Below are 26488 nucleotides of genomic sequence, written 5' to 3'. Positions count from 1 at the left end.
GCCAGTATTTAACCCTAATATCGGATAATGCAAGCATGGAAGAAAAAGTACGCGTCTCAAAATTACTCTCTGAGCTTGGTCTTTGCTCCCGTCGTGAAGCCGATTCATACATTGAGCAAGGTTTAGTCACAGTAGATGGCGAAGTGGTGAATGAATTAGGTGTTCGCGCCTACCGTGATCAAAAAATTGAGTTGCAATCTGGCGCCAAAGCACAGCAAGCCTCTCGCATTACCGTCATTCTGAATAAACCCGTTGGCTACATTTCTCACTATGACGACGAACAAGAATATCAACCGGCGGCCTCTTTGATTACCCCTGAAAATTACTTTGCCAGCCCGCTTGATAAAGGTAGAAGCCCTCGCTTTAATACCAAAGGGCTAGCGCCAGCAGGCAGGCTAGATATTGACTCTACAGGCATGCTAGTTCTGACTCAAGATGGTCGTATCGCCAAATTATTGATTGGTGAAAACAGCCCCATCGAAAAAGAATATTTAGTGCGCGTAGAGGGGGCTCTCTCTTTTGAAGATTTAGATCGCTTAAAACATGGTCTCTCTCTTGATGGAGTAGAACTCAAACCTGCACAGGTTAGCTGGCAGAACGAAGATCAGCTTCGCTTTGTATTGCGTGAAGGGCGTAAGCGCCAAATTCGTCGGATGTGTGAGATGGTGGGCCTCAAAGTGATAGGCCTCAAACGCGTCAGAATGGGTCGCATCTCATTGGGACCGCTTCCTCCCGGGCAATGGCGCTATGTAGGGGCTCATGAGCAGTTCTGAAGCACCTTGGCACGCTTATAATTGCCTCCGAACCTAGATACTCAACGCAGAATTACCATCGAAACTCTTACCTCCAGCACTCCAGGCGCAGAAGTACTTAGACGTCGAAGCTTTGCAATCATCTCTCACCCAGATGCAGGTAAAACTACGCTTACAGAAAAGTTACTGCTGTATGCGGGAGCTATTCAAATTGCGGGTAGTGTTAAAGCGCGTAAAGCCAGCCGTCATGCAACATCTGACTGGATGGAAATTGAAAAGCAGCGCGGCATCTCTGTAGCAAGCTCGGTGATGCAAATGGAATACCGTGATTGCATCATTAACTTATTAGATACACCAGGCCACCAAGACTTCTCCGAGGACACCTATCGTGTGTTGACTGCGGTTGACTCCGCTCTCATGGTGATTGATGCTGCTAATGGTGTTGAATCTCAAACATTGCGCTTGCTTGAAGTTTGCCGTGCGCGTAATACGCCTATCGTGACATTCATTAATAAGATGGACCGTGAGGTTAAGCCTCCTATGGAATTAATGGATGAGATTGAAACCGCGCTGGGCATTGAAGTAGTACCGTTCACTTGGCCGGTTGGCATGGGTAAATCTTTTGCTGGTGTGATTGATATTGCTAATTCTCGTATGCGCATGTTCAAGGCTGGTGAAGATCGCGTTACCGAGGATTCACATGCGGTGGTTGATATAAATGATCCAGCCCTTAAAGAGCGTCTGGGCACAGACTTAGAAAATGCCCTAGCTGAAGTGGAGCTGATCAAAGAAGCAATGCCAGCCTTTGATCTCAAAGCCTTTCTGGCTGGCCGCCAGTCACCGGTCTTCTTTGGTTCAGCTATCAACAACTTTGGTGTGCGGGAGATTCTCAATACATTGGTTGAGCTCGCACCATCGCCAGGCTCACGTAAAGCCTTGCAACGTGAGGTCAGCCCTGCCGAGAACAAGTTCTCAGCAGTTGTATTCAAGATTCAGGCCAATATGGATCCAGCACATCGTGACCGTGTAGCTTTTTTACGCATCTGTTCTGGCCATTTTCAGCGCGGCATGAAACTCAAGATTTGTCGCAACGGCAAAGAAGTACGAACCAACAATGCGCTATCTTTCTTATCCCAAAGACGGGATATTTTGGATGAGGCTTTTCCAGGCGACATCATTGGCTTGCCAAATCATGGCTTACTGCGATTGGGTGACACCTTAACCGAAGGCGAGCAATTGCAATTTACGGGGCTCCCATTCTTTGCACCAGAAATTTTCCGCATGGTTGAGTCCGCCGATCCTTTGCGCTCTAAGCAATTACGCACTGGACTGATGCAATTGGGTGAAGAGGGGGCTATTCAGGTCTTTAGGCCAATGGCTGGGGGCACCATGCTACTTGGCGCCTTTGGTCAACTTCAATTTGAGGTGGTAAGCCATCGCCTCCAAACTGAATATGGCGCGGAAGTGCGCCTTTTGCCTGCCCGCTATAGCCTGGCTCGCTGGGTTAGTTCAGATGATCCAGTTGCCCTGAAAAAATTTACCCAAGAAAATATCCACCGCATGGCAGAAGACGTAGTGGGTGCATCCGTTTTCTTGGCATCACATAAATCAGAGCTGGACGTTGCCCAACAACGTTGGGAGTCCATTCAATTCCATGCCCTCAGAGAGCATGCTGGCTTAATTTATCAATCCGATATGGCAGGCTAATTCGCCCAGCGGTTGCATTAAATTAGCGTGTTGTTTTGCAATCAAAGACAGCAACCAACTGCGTATCACTACTTTTAAACGAGGCAACCTTGCCATACTGCGCACAATAGGCGCTGGCCTTCTGAGTTAATTTCTCAACTGATTCGCCGCTACTATTTAGAAAAGTAACATGGTTAGAATCTGATGCATCGGTATATACCGCAGCACAAGCGCTCAAAATAGATGAGCAACATGTAGCCAAAACAGAAGACCTCATCAATGCATTCATTTAATCATTCCTCATCCATAACTTAGGGCTTATTGAGGCCCAGTACATTCATAATCTTTGCAGTGATTTTGCTAGCAAATGGCCTGTAAATCAGAATACAAACAATAGCCACTGGGTAAGCTACTGACCAAACTTCAAACCACGCCCAGAAGAAATTTTCTGCAAGGTCAACACGAACAAAAGTAGTGGCGAGCGTAATGCTTAAAGACATTAAGCACCCCATAACTAAAGCAAAGATAAGGTTCTGTATCTGAATCATGATCTAAACATAAAGTAGACGGCGCCCAATAAGCATAATCCCGCCCAGATGTAATCGGTTTTAAATGGCTCGCCCATGTAAAACACTGCAAACGGAACAAATACACTGAGAGTAATCACTTCTTGAGCAATCTTGAGTTGTCCCAGACTAAAAAACTGATAGCCTATTCGATTGGCTGGAACCTGCAAGGCATACTCAAACAAGGCAATCGCCCAGCTCACTAAAACTGCAATCCACCATGGCTTGGCTGATAAGTTTTTTAAGTGTGCATACCAAGCGAATGTCATAAATACATTGGATAGCGCTAATAGGCCAATAAAACTAATTGGGCTATTGAATACAGATAGATTAATCATGGCTACATCATAGCTTCTAGGTTTGTTAACTGTTATTCTGGACTGTGATCACTATTGTGCGCCCTAGACAGGGGAATCTCTTAAGAAAGTCTTTGAGATTCATCATTCCATTACTCTAGGAAAACTCCATGGCTGTAGGCCAAAATCAAAGAACCAGAAAAAATGACTCTATGCTCACCAAAACAGGAAAAGCGCGCTTAGGCCCCCTGAATACCGCTCAACTTACTAAGTTACTAGAATCGAGCACCAAACCCAAAGAGAAAAGCAAAATCTTGCGTGCACTCAGCAAACACAAAGTTGTTGCCGCATAATTAAAAAGCCCCGTTTAATCGGGGCTTTTTAATTTCATGGTTAGAAATAAAACTACGCTCTTTTTACCAGCATTCTTTTCCCAAGGATAACAGTAGATACAACCAACATAGCAAAGATTAAATTCATCACCGTGAGTGAATCGCCCAATAAAACGCTTGCTGCTACTAGAGTGCAAAATGGCTGAATCAATTGCACTTGACTGACACGTGCAATACCGCCAATCGCAAGACCCTCATACCAAAAGAAGAAGCCAAGAAACATGGGGAATAAACTCAGATAGACAAAGCTAGTCCATGCCACGGCACCCGCATGAATATATTCTGGGCTATAGGTAAGCCAAGTCATCACAATATTCAACGGCAATGAAATAACCAAGGCCCAAGAAATGACCGCGCGTGGATTCATTTTTCTGGAGAGTTCGCCACCCTCTACATAACCAATGCAAGCGCTGATTCCGCCAAGTACTAAAAGGCCATCAATATACGTAAAGCTACCGGAGCTCTTCAATAGAGCGTACAGAATGACCAAGCCTGCACCCAATAAAGATACCAGCCAGAACCCTAGAGAAGGCCGCTCTTTAAAGCGCAGCACTCCAATAACAGTGGTAGCAAGCGGCATCACCCCCAAAATCACTGCCCCATGTGAAGATGAACCTTGAGTCATAGCAACAGTAGTGAATATGGGAAAGCCAAACACGACACCCAAAGCTATGACAACAAATTTGACAAAATCTACTTTAGTGGGCGTGTGCTCTTTTTTGTACGCAAGATAGACCAGAGCAACCAACCCTGCTAAGGTTGCCCTGCCAAAAGCAATGAAATACGGGTTAAAGCTTAAAACAGCAATCTTACTTACTGGTAGCGTTAAGCTAAAAATTAGAATACCGATAAAGCCAATCAGCATTCCCTTGCTTTCTTTATTCACCGTTGCCCTTTGTCTTGTGTTGTATTTATTGTATTAACAATCATCAAAGCATGAGTTGTAATATGTAAATAGTCCCTATGAAATTCAATGCCTATATTCAAGCCATCTATCTAGCAGCGTCTGCTGGCAAGCAGATGCTATCTGTCAGCACTGCCAAAGTCATAGTTGGCAGTGGCCTTGAAGGTGACCGTTATGCACTAGGTACGGGCGCCTATTCAGCCATCGAGCCAACTAAAGTGCGTCACGTCAGTATCATCGCCCTATCTGCTATCAATACAGCAAATGATTGGCTAACAGCTGGAGATGAACCGACTTTTGAGGGCTCTGAAACACGCCGTAATATTGCACTTGCAGGAATTACGGCGTCTGAACTAAATGCGCTCGTAGGCCAACGATTTCAGCTAGGTGACATTCAACTACTTGGCACAGAACTATGCACCCCCTGTGAAAGACCGGCGCAATTACTGAGTAGGCCAAGCTTCATGGAGGCATTTGAAGGGCGCGGCGGCATTCGGGCCGAAGTTTTAAATTCTGGAGCTCTTGCTGTGGGTGATAGGCTCTTCGTAGGGGAAGAGGAATGACATGATTCAATATCACGACAACGCCACTATTACTGTGGAGCAAGCCATCGATCTTTACAAGCGCTCCACCCTTGGGGAGCGACGCCCTGTTCACAACGTTCAAACATTTGAGGAAATGCTCAAGAATGCCAACCTCACTATTACCGCATGGGACGGCAAATCTTTGGTGGGTATTTCGCGTTCGCTGACAGACTTTTCTTATGTGGCTTACCTTGCGGATTTAGCCGTTGATGAAAAATATCAACGCTCTGGAATTGGCAAGCAACTAATTGAGGAAACCAAAGCGCGCCTTGGTCCTGAATGCATGATCGTACTTTTAGCAGCGCCTAAGGCAAATGAATATTACGGACATATTGGCTTTGAACACAATCCGCGCGCCTGGACTCTCAAAAAGTAATTCCGTCTTTATCATTGCCATATGACTATTACTCGATTTTGCTTAGTTCGCCACGGTGAAACCGACTGGAATGCCAGACGCCGCCTTCAAGGCCACACTGATATTGGCCTCAATGCCAAAGGATTAGCTCAAGCAGGGCAAATGGCGCGTGCCCTTAAAAATATGGGGCTTCAATTTGATGTTCTATATACAAGCGATCTTCAGCGAGCAGCAAAGACTGCACAAGCTATTGAAGAGATATTCGAAACCTCTGCGATACCTAATACTGGGCTAAGAGAGCGTCATCTTGGTGCTCTACAGGGACTCACTACAGATGAAGCCCCGATACGTGAGCCAGAACTTTGGAAATCTCATCTCAGCAGAAATATTGAGGAGAACTTAGGTGATGGCGAAAGCATTCGACAATTTGCAGATCGAATTAAAACTGCGCTTGTGGAAATCTGCGAACAACATTCAGGCAAAAGTATTTTATTAGTAAGCCATGGAGGCGCATTGGACATGATGTACAGAATTGCGAGCAATCAAGCTCTGGATGCAGAAAAGACCGTTACAGTGCCCAATGCCTCCCTCAACTGGATTAGCCATGATGGGCTTGCATGGAAAGTAAACGGCTGGGCAAATACAAGTCATCTGAAGGATTTGGCTCTAGATAATCTAGACCTCTAGTGGCCTACAAGGGCTTATGATGCCTACATGAAATCGATTTTTCGCATAACGGCTCTTTTAATTGCTGCTGTAGTCTGCTTTCCGGCCTACGCCATGGATGATATTCCGGATACGCTTCCGGATCACATCGTTGGCGATATCGGTGTGGCCGCTTACACCACTAATTTACATATTGGCACTGAAGGGACTCAATCTTTGGCTGTGCCCTATGCCTTTTTTGACTATCAGCGTTTTTTCGCTCGTATAGATGAGGTGGGCATTAAGACTTTCAAGATGGGCTACGGCTATTTTGAAGTTATTGGAAAAATTAATTTAGATACCTACAAAGTAAAGTCGTCAATCAACGGCAACTCTATCAATCGAAGTGATCCAATACCACTTGGCTTGGGAACTTTTCAAGAGACGCCGATCGGAGGATTTTTTGTTAATGCCTATCATGACTTTGGGAAGTCAAAAGGGGCGCTCTATGAATTTTTATACTTCGCCGAAATTGAAACCTATAAAAAAGTAACCGTCTATCCGCAAATTGGTGTGGAACGACAGTCAAGTCAATACGCTAATTACTACTATGGCATCAACCCTGGAGAGTCGATGGCTACTGGTTATGCGGCTTATAGCGCCCCCGCAACAAACAATCTTCTAGCGGGACTCATGGTGGAGATTCCAGTGGTGGATAACTGGTACATCAACGTATATGGTAAACGCAAATGGATGGGTGGCGGAATTAATAACAGTCCCGTCATGAATCGCTCATTCCAAGACAATATCTTTATGGCACTTGCGTATCGCTTTAAGTAAGCGGGAGAGGTTAACTAACTCTAAGTGGCGGCTTTAGAAAGACATGGCAAGAATGGAAAAGCCTGAAATTAACATCACCAGCTCCATCAGTAATAAAAATTTCTTTTCTGGCAATGCCAAAACAATCTTCTTAGAAAAAATGGAGCCGACCAAAACGCAGCTACCAATAAGTAGCCCCTGAATGATTATGGTGGCATTGAGAAAGCCTAGTTGATGAAATGTAATGCCCTTGGTAAACAGAATAGATAAGGTGCTGGCCGCCTCTGTTCCCAAGAAGGCACCCTTGGTGAGGCCGTAGGCTAAAAAGAAGGGGGTGTTGATAGCTCCAGTAGTCGCAACAATCCCAGTCAAATACCCAATTACAGCGCCAACCAAGGCCATCTGCCAAAGTTTTAGATAAAAATTTTGATTGCGCATCCAGCGACGAATCGGTATCAATAGGATTAAAAATATTCCTAGAGTAATTTCTATTAATCGCTCATTAAGTTGAACAAGAGTATTCACCCCTAATATCGTGAACGGTATTGCAGCTAGGCTATAGACAAAACAAACGCGCCATTGAATCACGCTCCACCACAAAAAAATACGAGAGAGATTAGCTACGGTGGCAACCAAAGCAATAACCGGAATTGCCTGAATGGGGCCATAAAAATAGACCAAGGCAGGCATCAGGATGATCGTTGTGCCAAAACCAATGACGCCTCCTAAAACTCCAGCAGCTAGGCCCAATGAGCCCAGTACCAAGGCTTGAAGAACTAAATCAGGCAACACTATAGATCTCGATTAAATTTAAAAAAGGGTTAACGTCCGCCCTGACAATCTAAAGGCATTTCCCACATAGGCTTGCCTTGACTAAAGTCACAATTCACTCCGTCTGGAGAGGTAGTGCTAGCAAGACAACCGCTCAAGACCAGAGCAAATAAAGTCACAGTCAAAGCTAGGAATATTTTCTTCATATTGCAATACCTTAATTGAAATACAGTTTTATAAATAATTTTTCATTAAGCCCAAAATGCTTTCATCATTGCTACATCAGCAACACCCCTATCATTTCCATACTTCAAATAGGGTGCAATCCATTTTGGATCAAGAAGATTCTCCACCTTAGATAAACCAGGCGGAAGGCCAACAACAATATGTTTGGTCTTTGTGCCACCGCCCTCTAAATCTTTCACCTCTTGATTAATCGTATTGGGCAGAGAAGACAAACGCAATCCCTGCTTTTGCTCGTTGATCGTTCCATCGCCTAAAGAAATCACAATGGCTCGTTTAACGCCGGCAATAACATCGCTATGCGTGCTACTCTGGCTCATGCCGCCATCCATACATAACCTATCTTTTATAAATGTAGGGCCAACCTGGCCTGGTGCTGAAGAGCTTGCGGCACAAGCAACGTTAATAGGAACATTATCGGCTTTTGATAAAACAATACGCTGCCCCGTAAAGCAATCAATAGCCGTAGTAAACATTCCATCTGAAGGCCAAGCAGAAGCCGTTAGTAGTTTCTTCACTACCTTGTAGTGATCGGCTACACCATCAGGATTAAATGAGGCCATCGCAGCTTTGCCGATGCGCTGAATAGATGCAAGAGATCCATCACGCACCGTCAGCTCGGCACGCTGCGCTCTTAATTGAGAAGCATTAAATTTCAATGCGGGCATCATTTCTGCAAGCAATTTTGGGAAATCGGCAAAAAGATCTATCTCATCCACAAGGCGCCACAAGTGCCCAGATGTCAGCATTGCACCAAATATTGAACCCGCAGAAGTGCCGACCACTACATCTGCACTGCTTAAATCTATACCAGCCTTCTTCAGTGCGTTGCAGTACCCGGCATACCAAGCAATTAATGGAGTTCCACCACCGCCCAACGCTAAACCTCGCTCCTTACCTTGCGCAAACGGATTCTTAAATGGAGCTGGATGAACCAAACCATCATTCCAACTCGCTGTAGATTCAACATCTTTTTTAGCTGCCAAGGCCTCAACTTCGGCGATGGTTTTTGGTGACAAATTTTGGGCCTGGGCTAGAGCTTGCGTACTGGCAACTGCGGCGATGCCAGCAGCGGAAGTTTTTAAGAAATTACGGCGTGATGGTGTAGTCATATAGTTTCCATAAGTAATGCTCGATTTATAGCAGGCCCTAACAGCAAAGAATCATTTAAACGGCGAGCCTGTAGAGAGACCATGCCAAGTTCAAGGCCACTAATGCAATCAGCGTAAAAAAAGTAAATTTCATTCCAAGCACGCGCTTGCTGAAATCTGGCGGTGGAGTATTCATGCCTTTTGCATGAATCAAACGCCCAATGATGAGTGAGACGCCTGGAATAGCCACCAACCACCAGGGGGCGCCATTTAACTCAAGACAAGCAATTAAGATAACTCCCAAAGGAATGTATTCAGCAAAATTTGCCTGGGTACGAATAGCCCTCTCAAGATCTTCGTGACCACCACTTCCTAGACCAACCTTATTTTTTCTTCTTAAGCCAATGACCGCAAAAGAGAGTTTGATAAAAATGATTGTTAGGATGGCGACAATGATTGATGTAATTAAAAGCATTCATATCTCCTTAGATAATTTCTAATACCTTGCTTAAAGAATTGCCTTCATAGTTTGGCTTTTCACCAATCTCTTCAAAAGGGTGGCCAAGACGATTGACCCAAAATACATCAAAGCCATACCACTTTGCAGCTAAAGCATCCCAAGCATTGCTCGATACAAAGAGAATTTCTTCCTTCTTGACAGGAAATGCCTTTAATAGCAATTCATAGGCCTGTGGGGCCGTTTTAAATAAGCGCACATCCTCGATAGTGACAACTTTATCCAGGTAAGGCTTCAAGCTATTACTCTCAACTACGGTTGCCAACATTTCTCTGCTGCCGTTAGACAAAATCGCAGTAGATATTCCTTTCTGTTTTATTGTTTTGAGGACATTAAGACTATCTTCAAAGCCAGTGAGCTTGGCATACTGGTCCATCAACCGCCCCTCATAATCAGGGGTGAGATTTAGGTTCATACGCTTACAGACATACCGCAATGAGCGAATGGTTAACTCCCAAAACGGGAGATAGTGCTTACTCCCATTGGGATTGGGGTCACTCATCGTTACCAAGCGGGTGTATTCAATTTGGCGATCGCGCCACATTAAAGCAAAGGCCTTCCCATGACCCGGAAATAATTCTTCTGCCAACTGCCCCATGGAATACACATCAAATAATGTGCCATAGGCATCAAAAGCGATTAGCTTATACATGCGTTTCTTGCTTTCTAGTATGAATTTCTATTGTCATTTAATCAGAAAATTTAGCCAACGCATGCCACCCAAAACTGAGAAGGGGAAGCATATCTTTAGCGAAACCAGTGATCTCTTTAATTAACTCTTTCGAGCAAATCGTTGATCTGGGCAACTGCTTTCTAATAATCCAGCCTTTGAGTTTGATTGCTCGTTCAACCTCTGGCGGGACATCATTAAAGCCCCTCGGAATGCGGGCCAATGTGTTGGAATAATCCAGCTCATAGCCTTTTCTTTTTAAAGACTTCTCAAGCGAAAGCCAAGCCTTAGGGTTATCTAAAATTCCCTGTCTGAGCTTTTTTAGATTGTGGGCTTCTGGCTGTAAATAACCCGCAGCACATCTACTGCCTAAGGGGTCTAAACGAAAATACAAAACGCCGGGAGAGTGCTTGTCGCCAGTTCTCGTAAAGAGCCCACTGGCGTGCATGTTGTAAGGATGCTTTGCTTTTGAAAACCGAGCATCTCGATTAATTCTAAAGAGGGATTTTTTGGGATCGCCCCACAACGGTATATCTTTATTTGCGAGACTCTCAGACAATTCATCTGTAAAGTGCTTCATGGGTTCGCGTACAAACTCTTCATATTCCGAGCGATGCTCAGAAAACCAAACTCTAGTTTGATTGTCGGTAAGCTCTTCAAGAAATTTGAAAGCCTTAGGACTAAATCCAATAAAGTCGCTCATTAAAGTAGGGGCGAGAATACCAAGTCTAGCCTGGTTGCTTGAACCACTTCTGCTTTTCTTCAGGGCTCATATTTTCCCATTTGGCTCTTCGGGCCCTCATTTCTGCCTGTTCTTTTGGTGTTAACCCATCAAAGAACGCTTTTCTCTCGGCTTTCATTTTTTCTTTTTGTTCAGGAGTAATGGATTGCCATTGTGCCTTCATTTTTTCCTGAACTAGCTTGCGATCTTCGGGGCTTAAGGCCTTCATTTGTTCGCGCCTCTGATGCCAATATGCTTTTCGCTCTTCTGGTGTTGCTTTCAGCAATGCGGCATCTATTTGCTTCATTTGTTCAAAGCGCTGATCAAAGGTGAGGTTGATATTAGCCAAAGGATTTGGTGGCTCAGGGATAGCAGCACCAGCCAAAGAAACTACAGAAGCGCTAAATAGCGCTCCAACTACCCATTTTTTAGAACTCATCGCTTCATCTCCCGCTGGTTATGAGCCATTCTAATCCCGGTCAGGACAGAGTCAACCGGCCCTATCTAGTAAGTTAGACCCGCAATATAAGCGTAAAGCGGTATCCCCAAAATGATATTGAAGGGGAAAGTAATTCCTAATGACATGCCCATATATAAGGCGGGGTTTACTTCTGGAAGCGCATGCCTTAACACTGCAGGAACCGCAATATAAGAAGCGCTGGCGGCAAGCACCATCAATAAGACGGTATCACCCAATGGCAAGCCGAATAACTTGCAAAGTACTAATGCAATAGAGGCATGAACCAAGGGGGCGCCGATTGCATAAAGCAAAATAATGGTTGGCTTACCTTTTAATCCCTCAAAGTTCTTAGCTGCCATCAAACCCATATCGAGCAAAAAGAAGGCCAGCATTCCCTTGAACAAATCGATTGAAAATGGAGCCATTATTTTTTGCCCGCTGTCGCCACTGACTAAGCCAACCATCATCGAGCCCAAAAGCAGTAGCTGCGCACCATCAGTAAATGACTCATGAAGAATCTTTGAGATGCCTGCGGACTGTGTCGAATTAGTAGCTGATGACCTCGCTTTATTCGCCAACAAAATTGCCAGAATGATTGCCGGCGACTCCATCAAGGCCATTGCGGCCGCCATGTGTCCACCAAACGCAATGCCATACTGATCAAGCGCTTGTGTCGCAGTAATAAACGTTACAGCGCTAATAGAACCATAAGTAGCCGCAATGGCAGCTGCATCATAGTTATTGAGTCTGCTTCTTAAAACCACATATCCCATGAGAGGAATGAGGATTGCTAAAAATACCGCGAGCCCAAGCGCCAAAGACAAAAAAGAGAATTACTGGATTTAGGAAATTATTCATACCAAGATCTTAGGTAATTTTAGAAGTTCTTGTATTAGCCCCACAGTGCCTGAGGGCTATACAGGATCTATATGCGTCATGACATTGAGTACCGGCAATTGCTTCTTGATTTCATTACCCGCGTTTAGGGCAATGTCGTGCCCCACCTTGACGGTGGCATTGGCATCCACATCGATATGGACATCTACCAAAATCATATCACCCATCTTGCGAGTACGCAGATCATGAAAACCTCTAACGCCATCAGTAGATTTGATAATGTCCTCTATTTGACGATGCTCTTCTTCTGATACCGCCCTGTCCATCAGGTCATGCAGGGCATCCCAACCAAACTTCCAACCCATTTTTGCCACCATTAAGCCAACCACCAAGGCGCCAATAGCGTCAAAGATTGGGTGCCCAAATAAAGCACCAACAATACCGATAGAAACGACTAGTGAAGAGGCTGCATCAGATCTCGCGTGCCAAGCATTGGCTACCAACATAGAAGATCGCACACGCTGAGCTACTACCAACATGTATCTAAAAAGTATCTCCTTTGCGACCAAAGAGGCCAACGCAACATACAAAGCTAGGATTTGAATTTGTCCAGCTGGCACTGGATCAATGATCTTTTCTCCAGCCTTAAAGAGCATGCCAGCACCAACAGCTAATAATGAGATTCCTAAAAATAGAGAGGCTGCAGTTTCATATCGTTGATGACCATAGCGGTGATCTTCATCTGCATCTTTGGCGCTATGGTGATTAGCAAAGAGCACGACAAAGTCAGCAACTAAATCTGTCGCGGAGTGAATACCATCCGCAATCAAGCCCTGAGAGCCAGACACAATACCCGCAAATACTTGAGAAACTGTCAGGCCGATATTTATAATGACACTAACGAGGGTGCTTTTCTTCGCAGCCTTTTGTTTCGCAGGTGTTTCTGATTCGTGATCTTCTATTTCTTTATCCATTTGCCCATGCTAACAAGTATTTATGAAATATTGGCATATATCTCTACTTATTAATTAGAGAATTAATTCGGGCAAGTCGCTATGTGTGCTGTAGAACGCTCCTATTGAATTTAATTCTATAAAGTGATCCTAGGGATGGTCAAGCAGACATTAGAGGATGCGATAAGTAAGAAGTTTTCTGCTTTCAAACTTACGGCTAACAATCGCCAAATCTCCATTTCCTATAGTTTTGTATTTAATCTTTCTGGACAACCAAATCAAAACCACCAGAAGGTGGATTTGATTTTCTTGGTGGCCCGGCGTAGCGCCTAATGACCGTTACAAGGAGTGCGGTAATTAAAAAGTCAGTCCTAGGGCTTTAGTAATAACTCAGCGGCTCAGTTTTGCCCCAAAAGATTTTGTAGGAATAAATGGTGTATCCAATGATGGTTGGCAGCACAACTATAGCCCCCCAAAATATGACCCACAATGATTCCGTAGCTGAAGCCGCCTCCCAAATCGTCATTTTGTCGACAACGATGTAAGGGAACATGCTGTAAGCAATTCCTAAAAAAGCCAGGACAAAGATGGCTACACTTAGAGCAAAAGGCACCCATACAGGAGCGGGCTTATTTTTTTGCATTTTTAACAAGTTCAAATCGATCAAGATAAAACAGGCCAAGGTCAGAACTGGGAACGGCAACAAGAAAAAGACATTGGGAAAGGTAAACCACTTTGCCGCAATCTCTGCACTAAAGAATGGTGTCGCTACAGAAATGATCCCAACACCAAGCGCCGTTAATAAGAGGCATTTTCTTGCCCAACCTACTGCCTTGAGTTGTAACTCACCAGACGTTTTCATAATCAGCCAGCTAGCGCCCAATAGGGCATACCCGGCAGGCAGGCATAGCGCAACGATAAAAGAAAATATCCAGCCCAAGTATCCAGAGTCAAAACCAATCACTTCTCTACCAACCATGACCCCTTGAGATGCCGCAGCCAAGAAGCTACCAAAAAAGAATAGAAAGTTCCACACTGCCTTCTGACTCAAATGGGCCTTTGCACGAAAGTCAAAAGATACACCTCGTAAAATTAAACCAGCCAACATAATGCCTACAGGCAAATAGAGCTCAGTCAAAATAATGCCATGGGCCATTGGAAAGGCAATCAAGAGCACTCCGACCCCGAGTACTAACCAAGTTTCATTAGCATCCCAAAAAGGACCAATTGATGAAATCATGATGTCTTTTTCTGATTCGCTTGCCTGATTCAATAAGATACCAACACCCAAGTCGTATCCATCCAAGATAACGTAAGCAATCATTGCAATTCCCATTGCAACCAAAAAGAAAAGGGGCAACCAACCAGATGGTTCGTATAAATTAGGAATCATTCTTATGCTCCTGCAATGTTGTTAATGAGGCCTGGTTTTTGCTCATCAATAATATGTACAGGATTAGCTTGTCTTGCTAAATAAAACACAACCCAAATATAAGAAACAATAAGTCCAAAATACAGCGCAAGGTACATTACGAGCGTACCTAAAACCATATTGGTAGGCACTTTAGTAACTGCATCAGCAGTTTTTAGCACTCCACTAACAAGGTAAGGCTGTCTGCCTATCTCGGTCACATACCAGCCGGCAACTACACCGACCCAACCAGAAAATGTCATCACACTGAGCCCTTTTAAGAGCCAAGTTGGTAGTTCTTTATTTTTTCTTGCCAGGAAGAACCCAACGAATGCGGTAAAGAGCATCAACATGCCAATGCCGACCATAATGCGAAAGGCAAAGAAAATGGGGGCGACTGGTGGGGTTGCCCCAGGGAAAGCATCCAAACCTTTCACCTCACCCGCAAATGAGTGTGTCAAATATAAAGATGCGAGTTTTGGAATAGCTATTTCGTATTTATTGGCTTTAATACTCTCATCCGGTATGGCAAATAAAACGGCGGGGGCACCTTTTGTTGTTTCCCAAATTCCCTCCATTGCCGCCACCTTTGCAGGCTGATACTCCAGCGTATTTAGGCCATGTGAATCGCCAAGCACAATTTGTAATGGAGCCAACACCACCGCCATAGTCATTGCCAATTTGATCAGCGCTCGGTTGCCAGAAAGATTGATGCCTTTCAAATATCGATAAGAAGAAATGCCTGCAATTAAGAATGTTACCGTCAAAAATGATGCTGTCATCATATGAAGGAGGCGATAAGGCATCGAAGGATTAAAGACAATCTCAATCCAATTGGTCGCATGTGCTTGACCATTGATCATCTCAAACCCCTGTGGGGTTTGCATCCAAGAATCTAAGGCAATGATCCAAAATGCTGAAAGTGATGTGCCGAAAGCAACTAAAAATGTGGCGACAGTGTGCGCTCTTTGAGAGACTCGTTTAGAGCCAAACAACATAATTCCTAAAAAAGTTGCCTCAAGGAAGAATGCGGATAAAACTTCGTAGCCAAGCAAAGGCCCTGCGATATTGCCAACCGTTTGCATATATCCAGGCCAGTTAGTTCCAAACTGAAAGCTCATCGTAATGCCGCTGACAACCCCAAGCGCAAAGGTTAAGGCAAATATCTTGACCCAGAATTGATAGGCTTCGCTCCATACTGAGTCGCCAGTTTTATTAAATTTAACTTTGAAATAAAAAAGTACCCATCCCAATGCAATCGATATGGTTGGGAAAAGAATATGAAAAGTCATATTCGAAGCAAATTGAATTCTGCTCAAAATAAGCGTATCAAGCATTTGGCTACCTCTTATTTTTAATATATTTTTATTATGCTCTTTACCCCTCTAGCCTGCTGAGGCTGATTTAATAAGCCTACTCTAAGCATGGCATGCCGTTTTAACGCCCTTGCCCCAAGTGAAAAAAACCATCCGAAGGTGGTTTTGGTGATTCGTGGTCGCCGGGACTGATCGACCTGGGCCGAGGATCTCTAATCCTTATCGGCATATTGCATTTCACCATTACCAAACGACCAATTTTCTTTGCTTACCTCAAGCAGGTTAATAAAAACATCCTGTGGTCTGACTTTAAGCTTTTGCACTAAAGTCTCACAAATGACTTTATATAGCCTCTTTTTTATCTCAATAGACCTTCCAAAACTTATGGTCGCTTGAATAAAAATGATGCCTTCTGAATATTCAATTCCTAGATAGCTTTTTGGAATATTTAATTCCGATGCATCGTGTCTAGTAATAATCTGAAATTTATCGTCTTCAGGAACGTTGATTTGTTCGCGCATCACCTCATAGATAATGTCTCCGACTTGCTGAGCAAAGCTCTCAGAGTGTTTTTTACTTAAATTAATTCTGACTAATGGCATCACTATTCTCCTTGGGTCCATCCATCTTAAACAGATTCAACCTTATTTAGGTCTATACAACTTAAAGAGTTGCTCTTTGCCAATAGTGAAGTAATCGCCTGGACCGCCACCCCTAAGGACATGACCAGCCTCTGAGGTTTCGTAGATTCCCTGTTTTAATAAAGACTTAGCAATATGAATTTCTACAACTTCACCAAGCACCAACCATGTTTGCGCCTTTTCACCTGAAATACCTTTGAGCTGAATGATCTCAGTACATTTACATTCAAATGCAACCTTGGCTTTTGCAACCCTTGGGGGGATGACCAATGTCGATTTAGCTTGCTCAAGTCCTGTGGCCTCAAACTCACTGACTTCAGGCGGATATGGGGCGCATGATTGGTTCATAGCCTCTACTAAATCGAATGTAACTAAGTTCCAAACAAAGTCGCCAGTTTCTTCAATGTTTCTTAGGGTGTCTTTATAGCCAACACTAGAGAAGCCAATAATTGGTGGGACATAGTTAAACGCATTAAAGAAACTATAGGGGGCTAAGTTAATAATCCCAGCTTTGCTTTGTGTTGAGATCCACCCAATCGGCCTTGGACCAACGATGGCATTAAACGGATCATGCGGTAAACCATGTCCATTCTTGGGCTCATACGAATACATATCTGTCATCTCTGCTCCTTAGGCAGTTAGTACCACTTAGCTTCTTTTGGATTGAAGTTAGGGTTTTGAATAATTCCAAATCGGCTTTCAAAAGGGTCCTTTACAGCGGCAACCTTAATGCCTTCGCCAACATCTGTCACCGGCTCAAGAGATTCTGCGCCAAGGAATGGCAATCTTTTAAAAGCAGTTTCTATATCGGCCACACCCCAGAGCGGCTGTACTCCAGCAGTAGATGATTCTCCTTGCGGCAAAAGTCCAAGCTCAAACCCGCCCACCTGAAAGCCCACATAAAAAGGCTCATCAAAATATGGCTCCATCTTTAATACTTGGGAATACCAGTCTTTAGCCTTGGCCAAATCATTCACTGGATAGATTGCTGTTCTGAGTCCGAGGATCATATAAGTCTATTTAAGATTGCGTTGAGCAAAGCATAGCAAACCCAGATGAAAAAACCACCCGAAGGTGGTTTTGGTGTTTCTTTGTAGCCTGGAGCGGAATCGACCAGGGCTACAAGGTGCCTGACTCTAGCTCTAGACTACTTCCAGCTAAGGTTTAACTTCTTACGAGATGACGCACAATCACGCAAATAGAGATTAATGAGGCTTTGATAAGGAATGCCCACCTCTTCTGATATAGATTTGAAGTAACTCACTGAATCCTCATCCAATCTAATGGTGATGGGCTTCTTGAGCATAGAAGCATATGGATTTTTACGAGCTTTTGAGAAATCATATTCTTTACGCATTTTCATCACCTTTAATAAGCTTTTGACTCTTTAGGGGTTGCCTTACGAGCCGAAATAATACGAACGACATTACCCTCGCTTCGATAACAATGGCAAACCAAAATTACACGAAGAAAATGGCTTACTCCCAGCAAGATAAATCTGTCTTCATCCTCCGAATGATCGGGGTCGGAAATTAACTTAGCACTTTCATCATAAAACACAGATTTCGCCTCTTCAAAAGAAATGCCGTGTTTCTTCAGATTGGCTGAAGCTTTTCTGGGTTCCCATTCAAATCGTAACAAAATCATATGTACATTGTACATATGATTTTTGGAGTAAGCAATTATGGTTAAAAATCCTGGGGCAAGCAACCTTTACGTCTGACCAAATGAAAAAACCACCCGAAGGTAGTTTTGGTGTTTCTTGGTGGCCCAGGGCGGAATCGACCAGGGTCCAGGATGCCTGACTCTATTTCCAGCTTTGAGCCTGTTGAGATAGATGCTTCTTAAAGATTGTGGCTATTGGAGATAACTTTTTGCCTTTGGGACTCACAAGGTGCCAGCTTGATTCAATAGGAAATTCTTTACATTTCAATATGGCAACCTCTTCTTGGTCAATCTTATCACCAAGAGAATACTTGGATAGAACTGCGATACCGAGACCACCTATAACTGCCTGTTTAATTGCCTCATTGCTCCCTAGCTCTAACCTAACATCAGGCTTGAACTTTAGTCGCTTAAGGTGAGCATCCGTTGCCATTCTTGTACCAGAGCCCTTTTCTCTAAAAATAAACTTTTCACTCTTAAGCGCACTGATATCAATATTCTTTTTTTTGGCAAAAGCATGATCTTTTGGGGCAACCAATAACAAAGGGTTGGGCATAAACACTTCATCTTCTATATCGAGATGAAGTGGTGGCTGGGACATGATGTAAAGATCATCCAAGTTTTCTTCCAATCTTTTCACTACACCATCACGATTGAGCACCTCTAGAGAAATATCGATTTGAGGATACTTCGCACAAAAAGTTCCCAATATTCTGGGAATGAAATATTTAGCGGTACTTACCACTGCTACTTTTAACTTTCCTCGTGTTAACCCTTTGACGCTATTGACTTGCTGTTCGAAAGAATCCCACTCCCCAGAAATCGCACGAGCCGTCTTAGCCAACTCATGACCCATTTGCGTTAAATGTACTTTCCTGGCTACCACTTCGTAGAGGGGCACTCCAACAGCATCCGTAATTTCTTTTAAGCCCATAGAGGCCGTTGGTTGGGTAACATGAACCATGCGAGCGGCCGCGCTAACGCTTCCAGTCTCAGCAAGAGCGAGAAATAGTCTTAACTGCCTAAAAGTAATATTCATCAGCATTTACCTATATATAAACGTATTAATATCGATTTTACTTTACATATAAATTTCCCTAAGATCGCCTCAAAGGACAATTTATGAATATCTTGCTAGATCCCACCATCCTCTTTTTCATCTTCGGCATCTTTGCGGGCCTCGTGAAATCCAATTTAGAAATTCCACAGCCCATTTCTCGATTTCTTTCGCTATATCTACTGATGGCTCTGGGATTAAAAGGTGGATTTGCTTTAAACAAATCAGGCTTTACTCCTGAGATTGCTATTAGTCTTGGTCTGGCGATCACTTTAGCAATAGCCATTCCGCTATTGGGCTACAACTGTCTTAAATACAAACTAGATAAACTGGATGCCGCCGCGATTGCCGCTACTTACGGATCTATTAGTGCGGTTACTTTTATTACTACTACACAGGTCTTAGATCAAAGCGGTATTAGTTATGGCGGACACATGGCCGCGGCAATGGCCCTCATGGAGTCGCCCGCCATCATCATCGCCATCATTCTTGCCAACAGAATTCGTCAACAACGCTCAGGCAATGCCAGTGGCCACACTTCATTGGGCAAGATACTTCACGAATCATTTACTGATGGTGGGCAACTACTCTTATTAGGAGCCTTAGTAGTAGGGCTCATTTCAGGTGATTCGGGCCATAAAGTCATGGCGCCCTTTTCGATTGATTTATTTAAGGGTTTATTAGCATTCTTCTTGCTCGATATGGGATTGCTTGCCGCCAAGAGTTTAGGGGAGCTCAAAGGCAAGCCTTCGGTGACTTTAGCTTATGCCTTCATCGCGCCGCCTACCCATGCGATGATTGCCTTGGGTTTATGCCATATATTTCATATCTCTCTGGGAGATACGATCCTTTTGATGATTTTGGCGGCAAGCGCTTCTTATATTGCGGTTCCAGCAGTATTGCGCCATGCAATGCCCGAGGTAAGTCCAGCCTTGTATATGGGCATGTCCCTTGGCATCACCTTCCCTTTAAATATTATCTTAGGCATTCCAATCTATAGCGCAGTAGCCAAATATTTTGTTTAAAAACATCCAAATAAAATGCCAACTCATCCAAAACCCTATTCTGGACTCAAGGCGAGTTTGCTAACTCAACATGGCAAAGAGTCGGTCATTTGTCCACAACTCCTTGACTCTAATGGCTTAGAAGTTGTCCATATCTCTGGGTATGACACAGATAAACTAGGTACCTTTACTAGAGATATTCTAAGATATGGCTCCCAACTAGATGCCGCCAGAAAAAAGGCTAGGGTTGGAATGGAATTATCAGATTCTATGCTTGGCATTGCCAGCGAAGGTGCTTTTGATAATGATCCCTATACGGGCATGCTTCCTTGGAATTACGAGTTAGTAGTTTTAATAGATGACATACGCAAACTTGAAGTTATTGGTTTTTTTGGCGGGCACGCTCAAAGCACCAGCCGGCAAGTATCAAGTTGGGATGAATTAAATGCGCTTCTTTCAGAGGCACAATTTACTACCCATCAATTAGTCGTTCGACCTGATGATGAATATCACCCAGAGTGTCGTAAAGGAATCAAAGATCTTGAGTCTTTGAAAGAAGCGTTCGATTGGGCAACTAACCTTTCAAAAAAGGGAAATGTATTTGTAGAGAATGATTTAAGAGCACATACCAATCCCACGCGTATGTCTAACATATTGAAGGCTACACAAGATCTCTCAAGAAAGATGAATTCTGTATGCCCAGAGTGTGAGTCGCCTGGCTTCTGGATCACAGAAAGAAAGAAGGGCTTGCCATGCTCTAGCTGTGAAGCGCCAACAAATCTGCCAATAGCTAATGTATGGTCATGCGTAAAGTGTGCGTACAAAAAAGAAGAAATGTTGCTGGATCAAATCAAGGCGGATCCATCAAAGTGCGATTACTGTAATCCCTAAATATATTTGTCGTTTAAAACGACATCGACTGACGCAGGGATGAATAATTGGCTTGTCCTTTTAAAGGACATTTGATGACCCTGATATCCCAATCTAGAGCCAGAGTGGTGGCATCCTGATTGACGGATTGACTCTATGGAAAGTGACCGACTACGCTAATAGCAAGGTAGAGGCGCCATTGAGGACTTCTAATAAAAATAGCCCAACAAGTGGGCTATTGTGAATCTTGGTGGCCCGGGGCGGAATCGAACCAGGGCCGAGGATGCATAATGTCTTTAGAACTGCTCCTTAAAGTAGTCGGCAACAGCCTGCTGGAAGATGCTGTAACCCCTCTGATACATCATCATATGACCCGCATTAGGCACAACTACATATCGCTTATTGGCATTAGGCAATTGCTCAAAGAAGGGCATTAATTGCTTAGTATCAGCCACATCATCATATTGACCGTGAATGATCATGGTGGGCACAATAATTTGAGTTGGATTGAGCATTGGTAATTTAGTCACTAGGTCTAATTGTGGGCTAGTCGCAGTATTTACTTCAATCGCTGCGGCACTCTTAGCGTAGGCATCTACGGCTTCTGGGAAGTTATCTTCTTTGGGGGTCAGAGAATAAAAGCGGCCATGCCAACCAGCCTCAGGAATTTGAATGTAAACCTTATCTTGATATGTTTTTAGATTGGCTCTACGCTTGCCAATATCGATACTATCGATACCCATCTGCGCGTAAGAAACATATCGATCTACTTTTTCCGGATGGGCCATTACAAACAAACCGCCATACTGAGTCCCATAAGACCAGCCCAATAAGCCTACCTTGGGAATATTTCTAGATTTCATTACAAAATCAACGGTTGCGTTTAGATCGCTGGCGGCGTCCTCTGTAGTGAAATGTTGCTCTGGATGGGTAGATCTTCCAAAGCCTCTAATGTCCAAAGCAAATACATCGAAGCCTTGTTTGGCCAACACATCCATTAGGCTAATGTCTGGCTTACTTGGAACTCGCAAATCAAAGGATTCCTTGCCAGCTGTAGCAGAGCCGTGAGCTAAAACAATCACCGGTTTATTTTTTGGACTAACAGTAAATTTTTCCCAAACATATATCCTGATGTCTCCGTTTTGAACCCAGTGCTCAGCACTTTGTACGCTACCTGAATTATTTTTTTCTGCCATTACATTTGAAAAGTTGATAGCAAGCAATGCCGCAACTAGAACCTTGATTAGCCTCATTTTGTCTCCAATTTATTTTTATAAACTACAAAATCAGAATATCACGACAAAAGAATCGAAGTGGTGCTTCAAATGAAAAAACCGCCCGAAGGTGGCTTTAGTGGTTCTTGGTGGCCGGGGCGAAATCGAACCAGGGCCTAGGATTTCTTCCTATTGGGTTAACTTATGGGGTTTTCCAAAATGATCTTCCTTGGGATAAATCCAAACTGTCTTCACTGGCCCCATACCAATAATTTGCACTTGGGTATCAGCCACCATGGCGCCATCAAAATGTATGCCGTTAGCCGGATGAAACATCAGACTACCTGCTGGCATTGGAATATTCTTTTTTGGATCCCACTCAGGACCCATACCTGCATACCAGACCCCGCTGATTACCGTAACAAATCGATCTTGATCGTGAGAATGGGGTGCACTCATTACCCCCGCAGGAAAAATATTGCGGACCACATAAATTCCTGGCTTGCTAGGGTCTCCGTATAGGGTGGTTTGCTTGACGCCGTTTTCATTGGTCTTCCAAACAATCTGATCTTCTTTAACTGTAATAAATCCGCCGGGTAAATTCTCTGCATAAACTGTCGCGGAGAATAAAAATGTAAATAGCGTGGCCAACAATACTTTCATACCGAACTCCCTATCTTTTACCTTAAATAAAAAATCACCCAAAAGGTGGTTAATGTCCCCTCCAATCGATAACTATCTTGAATTGGCTTTTTATATGACAATTTAAGATAGTGCTAAGTGCGATGGAATATAGCTAGGACTAACCCTTGAGCATAATAAGAATTGTCGTTTTAAACGACATCGACCGACACGGGGACGTGTAATTGATTCGTCCCTTTAAAGGGCATTTCTAGATGGGGATATCCGAAATTTATAGCGGTCAAGCCGCAAAAGAGAATAGCCCAACAAGTGGGCTATTAGGATTCTTGGTAGCCCGGGGCGGAATCGACCAGGACCTGAGGATATCTAATCTTTGGTTGGTATTAAAAATTCTTTATCGCGCCGCAAAAATAGAAATCCTCATAGCGTTTTTTAGTACGAAAAATCATCATTAGAACTAAAGTACTACCCACACTTGGCAAGAAAATTGACTTAGGACAAGTTTTTCTAATTGGCACAAGCAGAGTATTGACTCACTGCTAACAACATAATTGTGAGAGAAGAAAATGGGGATAAAACATTTAGTTGTCGGGTTTGTTATTGGATTGTTTGTAGGTGTCGTAAGCGCATCAACATTAGAGGTGGGCAAAATTGGCTTTACTAAAGATGGGGTGATTACCTACCTAAATCAAGCTTGCTCAAATTAAGAACAGTTTTCTCGCAGTAACCATCTTTGCCCGCAGAAGTATGCGGGCATTTTTTTGATCTTATTACAACGGAACCTTATCCGTCAGCACCAAATAAAAAACCACCCGAAGGTGGTTTTGGTCTTTCTTGGTGGCCCGGGGCGGAATAGACCAGGACCTAGGATGTTTAATTCCGCCTCTAGACTGTTGCTTTAAAAGACAATTTACTCTTGCTCAATGTTAACAAATTTGTTAACATACACGGATGAGCTATTCCATCCTTTATTACAGCGAGCAGGTTCAAGAAGACATTATGAATCTTCCCGACACGCTTCAAGCTCGCTATATTGGATTGACCACTCGAATGATTGAGCATGGGCCGAATTTAGGCTTGCCTCATACGGATTCATTTGGCGGCGGCTTATTTGAATTAAGACTTAAAGGGGCTGAAGGTATCGCCCGAGTTTTCTTTTGTACGATGGTGGAGAAAGAAATAGTGATGCTCCATAGCTTTATTAAGAAGACTCAAAAGACGCCTGAGAAAGAATTAAAGATTGCGAAAGCACGTATGAAGGAGTGGAAAAAATGACAACACAGAAGAAAACAAAAATGCTTACCCATAAACAAATGATAAGCAAAATGCTTAAAAAGCCAGCTGTAAAAGCCGCAGTCAAAGAACTTGATCGCACTGAATTTGCTATTCTTGATGAGATTCTTACGGCAAGGAAAGAGGCTGGATTAACGCAAGCTCAAGTGGCAAAAAAGATGGGAACACAAACCCCAGCTATTGCTAGATTAGAAAGCTCTCTGGCTACCGGCAAACATTCCCCAAGCCTAACTACCCTAAGAAAGTATGCGGCGGCCTTGGGCAAGAGAGTTGAGCTTCATTTAGTCTGAGGACGTCTATATCCACTGTAATCATTTCACCCATAATTCATAATAGCTATGTTTGAAATAAAATTGATTGATCAGTTTTACTTTCTGGGACAACTAATCAGATATGGCATTTAGCATTGAACAGCTAGGGGATATTGACTATTTGGTCGGGCAGTGGTGTCTGCTTCTGGCTCCACTTGAAATCAAAAAAGATCTTGATTACGATTACGAAATCGATGGCCAGACTGTAAGTGTTTTTGAAGTTCGCCCTTTGTGGCGTGGAAAACCAGGAGAGTTAACTCGACGACCGTTTGTAAAATTTCGGTATATACAGTCTGAGGCTCTGTGGCATATTTATTGGATGCGAGCCAGCGGAAAATGGCAAGCCTATGAGCCAAATCCAATCTCAAAAGATCTCAATGAGGCACTACAAGTTATTGATGCCGATCAATATGGCTGTTTCTTTGGATAACAAGCTTGGGTTAGTCACCCTAGTTGCATTGCCTTGACTATTAGCTACTCCAGAATAAAAAACAAGATTTATAGTGTCGATGCTAACTTTCAAATGAAAAAAGAGAGCTAGAAGCTCTCTTTTTGAATTCTTGGTGGCCCGGGGCGGAATCGACCGGGGCCTAGGATGCCTTACTCTGTGGGAGCCAATTCTGCTCCAGCTGGTCTTTTGTAGCGGTTGTAAGACCACATATATTGATGTGGCTTAGAAAGTATCATCTCTTCAAAATAGTGGTTCATTTCTGTACAGGCATCGACTAGACAATCAGGAAATGCCTCATTCATCAATTGGCTCTTAATGAGCCAGCCCTTTCCTAATCCCAGTCTTTCTGCTCCAACAAAAAGGATTGCTACATTTGCTTGGCGAGCTAATTTAATTGGAAATGAGGTTGTATAAGCATATTGATTAAAAAATTTAGCCCACACTCCATCGCCAACGCTAGGCACCTGATCTGCTAATAGGCCAACTACCTCACCTTTTATTAAAGCTCGTTTAATCTGACGAACCCCGCCAAGATTTGCTTCAACAAATTCAATCTCGGTATGTTTTCTTGATTGAAGCATAAGCTCATTAACCCATCTTTTTCGGGCTGGCCTATACATTACTGTTGCTCTTGTATGTTCAGCAAAAATACGAGGCACTATTTCAAAGCCTCCGAAATGTGAAGCAAGAATAATTAAGCCTTTGCCACTTTTGGATAGCTCAATAACTTGATCCAAGTTTTCAATAGTTACTTTATTAATGGAGGATTTTGGATGCCTCCAAATCCATAATGTGTCAGCAAACATCATTCCAGATTCGGCAGCTACCCTCCACGGGGTTGATTTGAATCCCGAATAATGGGCTGCGCTCTGATGATTTTTATATAGGCGTCTTCGATATTTGTAAGAAAACAAGTAAACCAATACACCTGTGCCAGCGCCAATAATTTGAATGGCTGCCAATGGAAGCGAGCTAAAGAGCCGCAATATGAAATACAACATCGGCCATTCTAGACGCTATTGATGAAAAAACCACCCGAAGGTGGTTTTGGTGTTTCTTGGTGGCCCGGGGCGGAATCGAACCACCGACACAAGGATTTTCAAATATCCTCCGATAGACCGCTTTCGCTTTGCTTTCAAGGGCTTGAGTCACCAGTCTTAACTTGTCTAAAAATTGTGCGTCGTTGTGCTGGTCAAATTTGGTAATAAAATCAGAATCTTGCGAATGGCGATTTTTCAGTGTGTACAGATATGTTGCCATACCTTGCCAGTCAACCACCATAGTGTCTGTAAATGTCGTTTAAAACGACAAAATAAAACCACTCCGAAGAGTGGTTTTATTTTCAATTGAA

At 43.5% G+C, this 26488-nt stretch carries 36 protein-coding genes and 1 pseudogene; 12 read left to right on the top strand and 25 right to left on the bottom strand.

Features of this window, described 5'->3' with window-relative positions:
* Nucleotides 1-35: 35 nt before the first annotated feature.
* Nucleotides 36-773, top strand: a complete 738-nt coding sequence (locus ICN34_RS03575) for a pseudouridine synthase (RefSeq protein ID WP_072582590.1) — start codon at nucleotides 36-38, stop codon at nucleotides 771-773.
* A 57-nt stretch (nucleotides 774-830) separates the two neighbouring features.
* The gene (locus ICN34_RS03570; protein ID WP_216120875.1) at nucleotides 831-2459 is read left to right on the top strand and encodes a peptide chain release factor 3; all 1629 of its coding nucleotides are present in this window, start codon (nucleotides 831-833) and stop codon (nucleotides 2457-2459) included.
* Nucleotides 2460-2481: 22 nt separating this feature from the next.
* Here ICN34_RS03570 and ICN34_RS03565 read toward each other — a convergent pair whose 3' ends face one another.
* The 3 genes from ICN34_RS03565 to ICN34_RS03555 are packed head-to-tail and all read right to left on the bottom strand — an operon-like array spanning nucleotide 2482 to nucleotide 3342.
* A complete protein-coding gene (locus tag ICN34_RS03565; RefSeq protein ID WP_216120811.1) occupies nucleotides 2482-2727 on the bottom strand; it encodes a hypothetical protein in 246 nt (81 codons plus the stop codon).
* A gap of 22 nt (nucleotides 2728-2749) precedes the next feature.
* Nucleotides 2750-2950 carry a DUF2798 domain-containing protein gene (locus ICN34_RS03560; protein WP_255407115.1) on the bottom strand — a complete coding sequence of 67 codons (201 nt, stop codon included), beginning with the start codon at nucleotides 2948-2950 and terminating at the stop codon, nucleotides 2750-2752.
* Between the two features lie 32 nt (nucleotides 2951-2982).
* Nucleotides 2983-3342, bottom strand: a complete 360-nt coding sequence (locus tag ICN34_RS03555; protein WP_072582587.1) for a DMT family protein — start codon at nucleotides 3340-3342, stop codon at nucleotides 2983-2985.
* A gap of 128 nt (nucleotides 3343-3470) precedes the next feature.
* Between ICN34_RS03555 and ICN34_RS03550 the strand changes: the two genes are divergently transcribed.
* Nucleotides 3471-3653 (top strand): hypothetical protein, encoded by a 183-nt coding sequence (locus ICN34_RS03550; protein ID WP_072582586.1) that lies wholly within the window; start codon nucleotides 3471-3473, stop codon nucleotides 3651-3653.
* A gap of 52 nt (nucleotides 3654-3705) precedes the next feature.
* Here the strand turns inward: ICN34_RS03550 and ICN34_RS03545 are convergent, their stop codons facing one another.
* Nucleotides 3706-4578 carry a DMT family transporter gene (locus ICN34_RS03545; RefSeq protein ID WP_370623957.1) on the bottom strand — a complete coding sequence of 291 codons (873 nt, stop codon included), beginning with the start codon at nucleotides 4576-4578 and terminating at the stop codon, nucleotides 3706-3708.
* Between the two features lie 77 nt (nucleotides 4579-4655).
* Here ICN34_RS03545 and ICN34_RS03540 point away from each other — a divergent pair, with 77 nt between their 5' ends.
* The 4 genes from ICN34_RS03540 to ICN34_RS03525 are packed head-to-tail and all read left to right on the top strand — an operon-like array spanning nucleotide 4656 to nucleotide 7020.
* Nucleotides 4656-5159, top strand: a complete 504-nt coding sequence (locus ICN34_RS03540; RefSeq protein WP_255538562.1) for an MOSC domain-containing protein — start codon at nucleotides 4656-4658, stop codon at nucleotides 5157-5159.
* A gap of 1 nt (nucleotide 5160) precedes the next feature.
* The gene (locus ICN34_RS03535) at nucleotides 5161-5556 is read left to right on the top strand and encodes a GNAT family N-acetyltransferase (protein ID WP_072582583.1); all 396 of its coding nucleotides are present in this window, start codon (nucleotides 5161-5163) and stop codon (nucleotides 5554-5556) included.
* 21 nt (nucleotides 5557-5577) lie between these two features.
* The gene (locus tag ICN34_RS03530; protein ID WP_216120809.1) at nucleotides 5578-6222 is read left to right on the top strand and encodes a histidine phosphatase family protein; all 645 of its coding nucleotides are present in this window, start codon (nucleotides 5578-5580) and stop codon (nucleotides 6220-6222) included.
* Nucleotides 6223-6249: 27 nt separating this feature from the next.
* Nucleotides 6250-7020: a MipA/OmpV family protein gene (locus ICN34_RS03525; protein ID WP_072582581.1), complete on the top strand. Its 771-nt coding sequence runs from the start codon at nucleotides 6250-6252 to the stop codon at nucleotides 7018-7020.
* A 33-nt stretch (nucleotides 7021-7053) separates the two neighbouring features.
* Here ICN34_RS03525 and ICN34_RS03520 read toward each other — a convergent pair whose 3' ends face one another.
* The 17 genes and pseudogenes from ICN34_RS03520 to ICN34_RS03440 form a co-directional block, all read right to left on the bottom strand.
* Nucleotides 7054-7791: a sulfite exporter TauE/SafE family protein gene (locus ICN34_RS03520; protein WP_216120807.1), complete on the bottom strand. Its 738-nt coding sequence runs from the start codon at nucleotides 7789-7791 to the stop codon at nucleotides 7054-7056.
* A gap of 29 nt (nucleotides 7792-7820) precedes the next feature.
* Complete coding sequence (locus ICN34_RS03515) at nucleotides 7821-7976, bottom strand: hypothetical protein (protein WP_192846848.1); 156 nt, start codon at nucleotides 7974-7976, stop codon at nucleotides 7821-7823.
* 45 nt (nucleotides 7977-8021) lie between these two features.
* Entirely contained in the window at nucleotides 8022-9125 is a 1104-nt protein-coding gene (locus ICN34_RS03510) for a patatin-like phospholipase family protein (protein ID WP_216120805.1), read from the bottom strand.
* 55 nt (nucleotides 9126-9180) lie between these two features.
* Nucleotides 9181-9579 carry an MAPEG family protein gene (locus ICN34_RS03505; RefSeq protein WP_216120803.1) on the bottom strand — a complete coding sequence of 133 codons (399 nt, stop codon included), beginning with the start codon at nucleotides 9577-9579 and terminating at the stop codon, nucleotides 9181-9183.
* 10 nt (nucleotides 9580-9589) lie between these two features.
* Entirely contained in the window at nucleotides 9590-10273 is a 684-nt protein-coding gene (locus ICN34_RS03500; protein ID WP_216120802.1) for a haloacid dehalogenase type II, read from the bottom strand.
* A 37-nt stretch (nucleotides 10274-10310) separates the two neighbouring features.
* Nucleotides 10311-10994: a DUF2461 domain-containing protein gene (locus ICN34_RS03495; RefSeq protein WP_216120800.1), complete on the bottom strand. Its 684-nt coding sequence runs from the start codon at nucleotides 10992-10994 to the stop codon at nucleotides 10311-10313.
* A gap of 25 nt (nucleotides 10995-11019) precedes the next feature.
* Complete coding sequence (locus tag ICN34_RS03490) at nucleotides 11020-11451, bottom strand: DUF3106 domain-containing protein (protein WP_216120798.1); 432 nt, start codon at nucleotides 11449-11451, stop codon at nucleotides 11020-11022.
* A gap of 65 nt (nucleotides 11452-11516) precedes the next feature.
* Nucleotides 11517-12287, bottom strand: a pseudogene (locus ICN34_RS03485) (sodium-dependent bicarbonate transport family permease); the annotation flags it as partial.
* Between the two features lie 99 nt (nucleotides 12288-12386).
* The gene (locus ICN34_RS03480) at nucleotides 12387-13283 is read right to left on the bottom strand and encodes a cation diffusion facilitator family transporter (protein ID WP_216120796.1); all 897 of its coding nucleotides are present in this window, start codon (nucleotides 13281-13283) and stop codon (nucleotides 12387-12389) included.
* Nucleotides 13284-13641: 358 nt separating this feature from the next.
* Complete coding sequence (locus ICN34_RS03475) at nucleotides 13642-14655, bottom strand: cytochrome d ubiquinol oxidase subunit II (protein ID WP_216120794.1); 1014 nt, start codon at nucleotides 14653-14655, stop codon at nucleotides 13642-13644.
* 2 nt (nucleotides 14656-14657) lie between these two features.
* Nucleotides 14658-16010: a cytochrome ubiquinol oxidase subunit I gene (locus tag ICN34_RS03470; protein WP_216120792.1), complete on the bottom strand. Its 1353-nt coding sequence runs from the start codon at nucleotides 16008-16010 to the stop codon at nucleotides 14658-14660.
* A 191-nt stretch (nucleotides 16011-16201) separates the two neighbouring features.
* Complete coding sequence (locus tag ICN34_RS03465; RefSeq protein WP_072582572.1) at nucleotides 16202-16591, bottom strand: tautomerase family protein; 390 nt, start codon at nucleotides 16589-16591, stop codon at nucleotides 16202-16204.
* A gap of 42 nt (nucleotides 16592-16633) precedes the next feature.
* Nucleotides 16634-17251 (bottom strand): flavin reductase family protein, encoded by a 618-nt coding sequence (locus tag ICN34_RS03460; protein ID WP_072582571.1) that lies wholly within the window; start codon nucleotides 17249-17251, stop codon nucleotides 16634-16636.
* Between the two features lie 17 nt (nucleotides 17252-17268).
* Nucleotides 17269-17640 (bottom strand): VOC family protein, encoded by a 372-nt coding sequence (locus ICN34_RS03455; protein WP_216120790.1) that lies wholly within the window; start codon nucleotides 17638-17640, stop codon nucleotides 17269-17271.
* 137 nt (nucleotides 17641-17777) lie between these two features.
* Entirely contained in the window at nucleotides 17778-17987 is a 210-nt protein-coding gene (locus ICN34_RS03450; protein ID WP_072584034.1) for a BrnA antitoxin family protein, read from the bottom strand.
* An 11-nt stretch (nucleotides 17988-17998) separates the two neighbouring features.
* Nucleotides 17999-18277, bottom strand: a complete 279-nt coding sequence (locus tag ICN34_RS03445; RefSeq protein ID WP_072584035.1) for a BrnT family toxin — start codon at nucleotides 18275-18277, stop codon at nucleotides 17999-18001.
* 160 nt (nucleotides 18278-18437) lie between these two features.
* Complete coding sequence (locus ICN34_RS03440) at nucleotides 18438-19334, bottom strand: LysR family transcriptional regulator (protein ID WP_216120788.1); 897 nt, start codon at nucleotides 19332-19334, stop codon at nucleotides 18438-18440.
* A gap of 83 nt (nucleotides 19335-19417) precedes the next feature.
* On the opposite strand from ICN34_RS03440, the gene ICN34_RS03435 reads away from it, so the two are divergent.
* Together ICN34_RS03435 and ICN34_RS03430 are read left to right on the top strand one after the other, a co-directional pair.
* Complete coding sequence (locus ICN34_RS03435; protein WP_072584030.1) at nucleotides 19418-20377, top strand: sodium-dependent bicarbonate transport family permease; 960 nt, start codon at nucleotides 19418-19420, stop codon at nucleotides 20375-20377.
* Nucleotides 20378-20392: 15 nt separating this feature from the next.
* On the top strand, nucleotides 20393-21247 hold the full coding sequence (locus ICN34_RS03430) for a DUF6671 family protein (protein ID WP_216120787.1): 855 nt from the start codon (nucleotides 20393-20395) through the stop codon (nucleotides 21245-21247).
* A gap of 275 nt (nucleotides 21248-21522) precedes the next feature.
* Here ICN34_RS03430 and ICN34_RS03425 read toward each other — a convergent pair whose 3' ends face one another.
* Both ICN34_RS03425 and ICN34_RS03420 read right to left on the bottom strand, forming a co-directional pair.
* Nucleotides 21523-22479 carry an alpha/beta fold hydrolase gene (locus ICN34_RS03425; protein ID WP_215304057.1) on the bottom strand — a complete coding sequence of 319 codons (957 nt, stop codon included), beginning with the start codon at nucleotides 22477-22479 and terminating at the stop codon, nucleotides 21523-21525.
* A 150-nt stretch (nucleotides 22480-22629) separates the two neighbouring features.
* Nucleotides 22630-23103: a cupin domain-containing protein gene (locus ICN34_RS03420; RefSeq protein WP_216120784.1), complete on the bottom strand. Its 474-nt coding sequence runs from the start codon at nucleotides 23101-23103 to the stop codon at nucleotides 22630-22632.
* 930 nt (nucleotides 23104-24033) lie between these two features.
* On the opposite strand from ICN34_RS03420, the gene ICN34_RS03415 reads away from it, so the two are divergent.
* The 3 genes from ICN34_RS03415 to ICN34_RS03405 all read left to right on the top strand — a co-directional run bounded on the left by ICN34_RS03415 (nucleotide 24034) and on the right by ICN34_RS03405 (nucleotide 25116).
* Entirely contained in the window at nucleotides 24034-24357 is a 324-nt protein-coding gene (locus tag ICN34_RS03415) for a type II toxin-antitoxin system RelE/ParE family toxin (RefSeq protein ID WP_072582000.1), read from the top strand.
* Entirely contained in the window at nucleotides 24354-24665 is a 312-nt protein-coding gene (locus ICN34_RS03410) for a helix-turn-helix domain-containing protein (protein WP_370623372.1), read from the top strand. Before ICN34_RS03415 ends, ICN34_RS03410 begins: the two co-directional genes overlap by 4 nt.
* Before the next feature lie 103 nt (nucleotides 24666-24768).
* Nucleotides 24769-25116 (top strand): DUF3024 domain-containing protein, encoded by a 348-nt coding sequence (locus tag ICN34_RS03405; RefSeq protein ID WP_072582001.1) that lies wholly within the window; start codon nucleotides 24769-24771, stop codon nucleotides 25114-25116.
* 170 nt (nucleotides 25117-25286) lie between these two features.
* Here ICN34_RS03405 and ICN34_RS03400 read toward each other — a convergent pair whose 3' ends face one another.
* Both ICN34_RS03400 and ICN34_RS03395 read right to left on the bottom strand, forming a co-directional pair.
* Nucleotides 25287-26099: a lipid A biosynthesis acyltransferase gene (locus ICN34_RS03400; RefSeq protein ID WP_216120782.1), complete on the bottom strand. Its 813-nt coding sequence runs from the start codon at nucleotides 26097-26099 to the stop codon at nucleotides 25287-25289.
* A gap of 10 nt (nucleotides 26100-26109) precedes the next feature.
* Entirely contained in the window at nucleotides 26110-26397 is a 288-nt protein-coding gene (locus ICN34_RS03395; protein WP_216120781.1) for a hypothetical protein, read from the bottom strand.
* Nucleotides 26398-26488: the final 91 nt, after the last annotated feature.

The organism is Polynucleobacter sp. Tro8-14-1, from assembly GCF_018881655.1.
In the GTDB taxonomy this organism is placed as follows: domain Bacteria; phylum Pseudomonadota; class Gammaproteobacteria; order Burkholderiales; family Burkholderiaceae; genus Polynucleobacter.
This window is presented reverse-complemented; position numbering and strand designations above follow the sequence as displayed.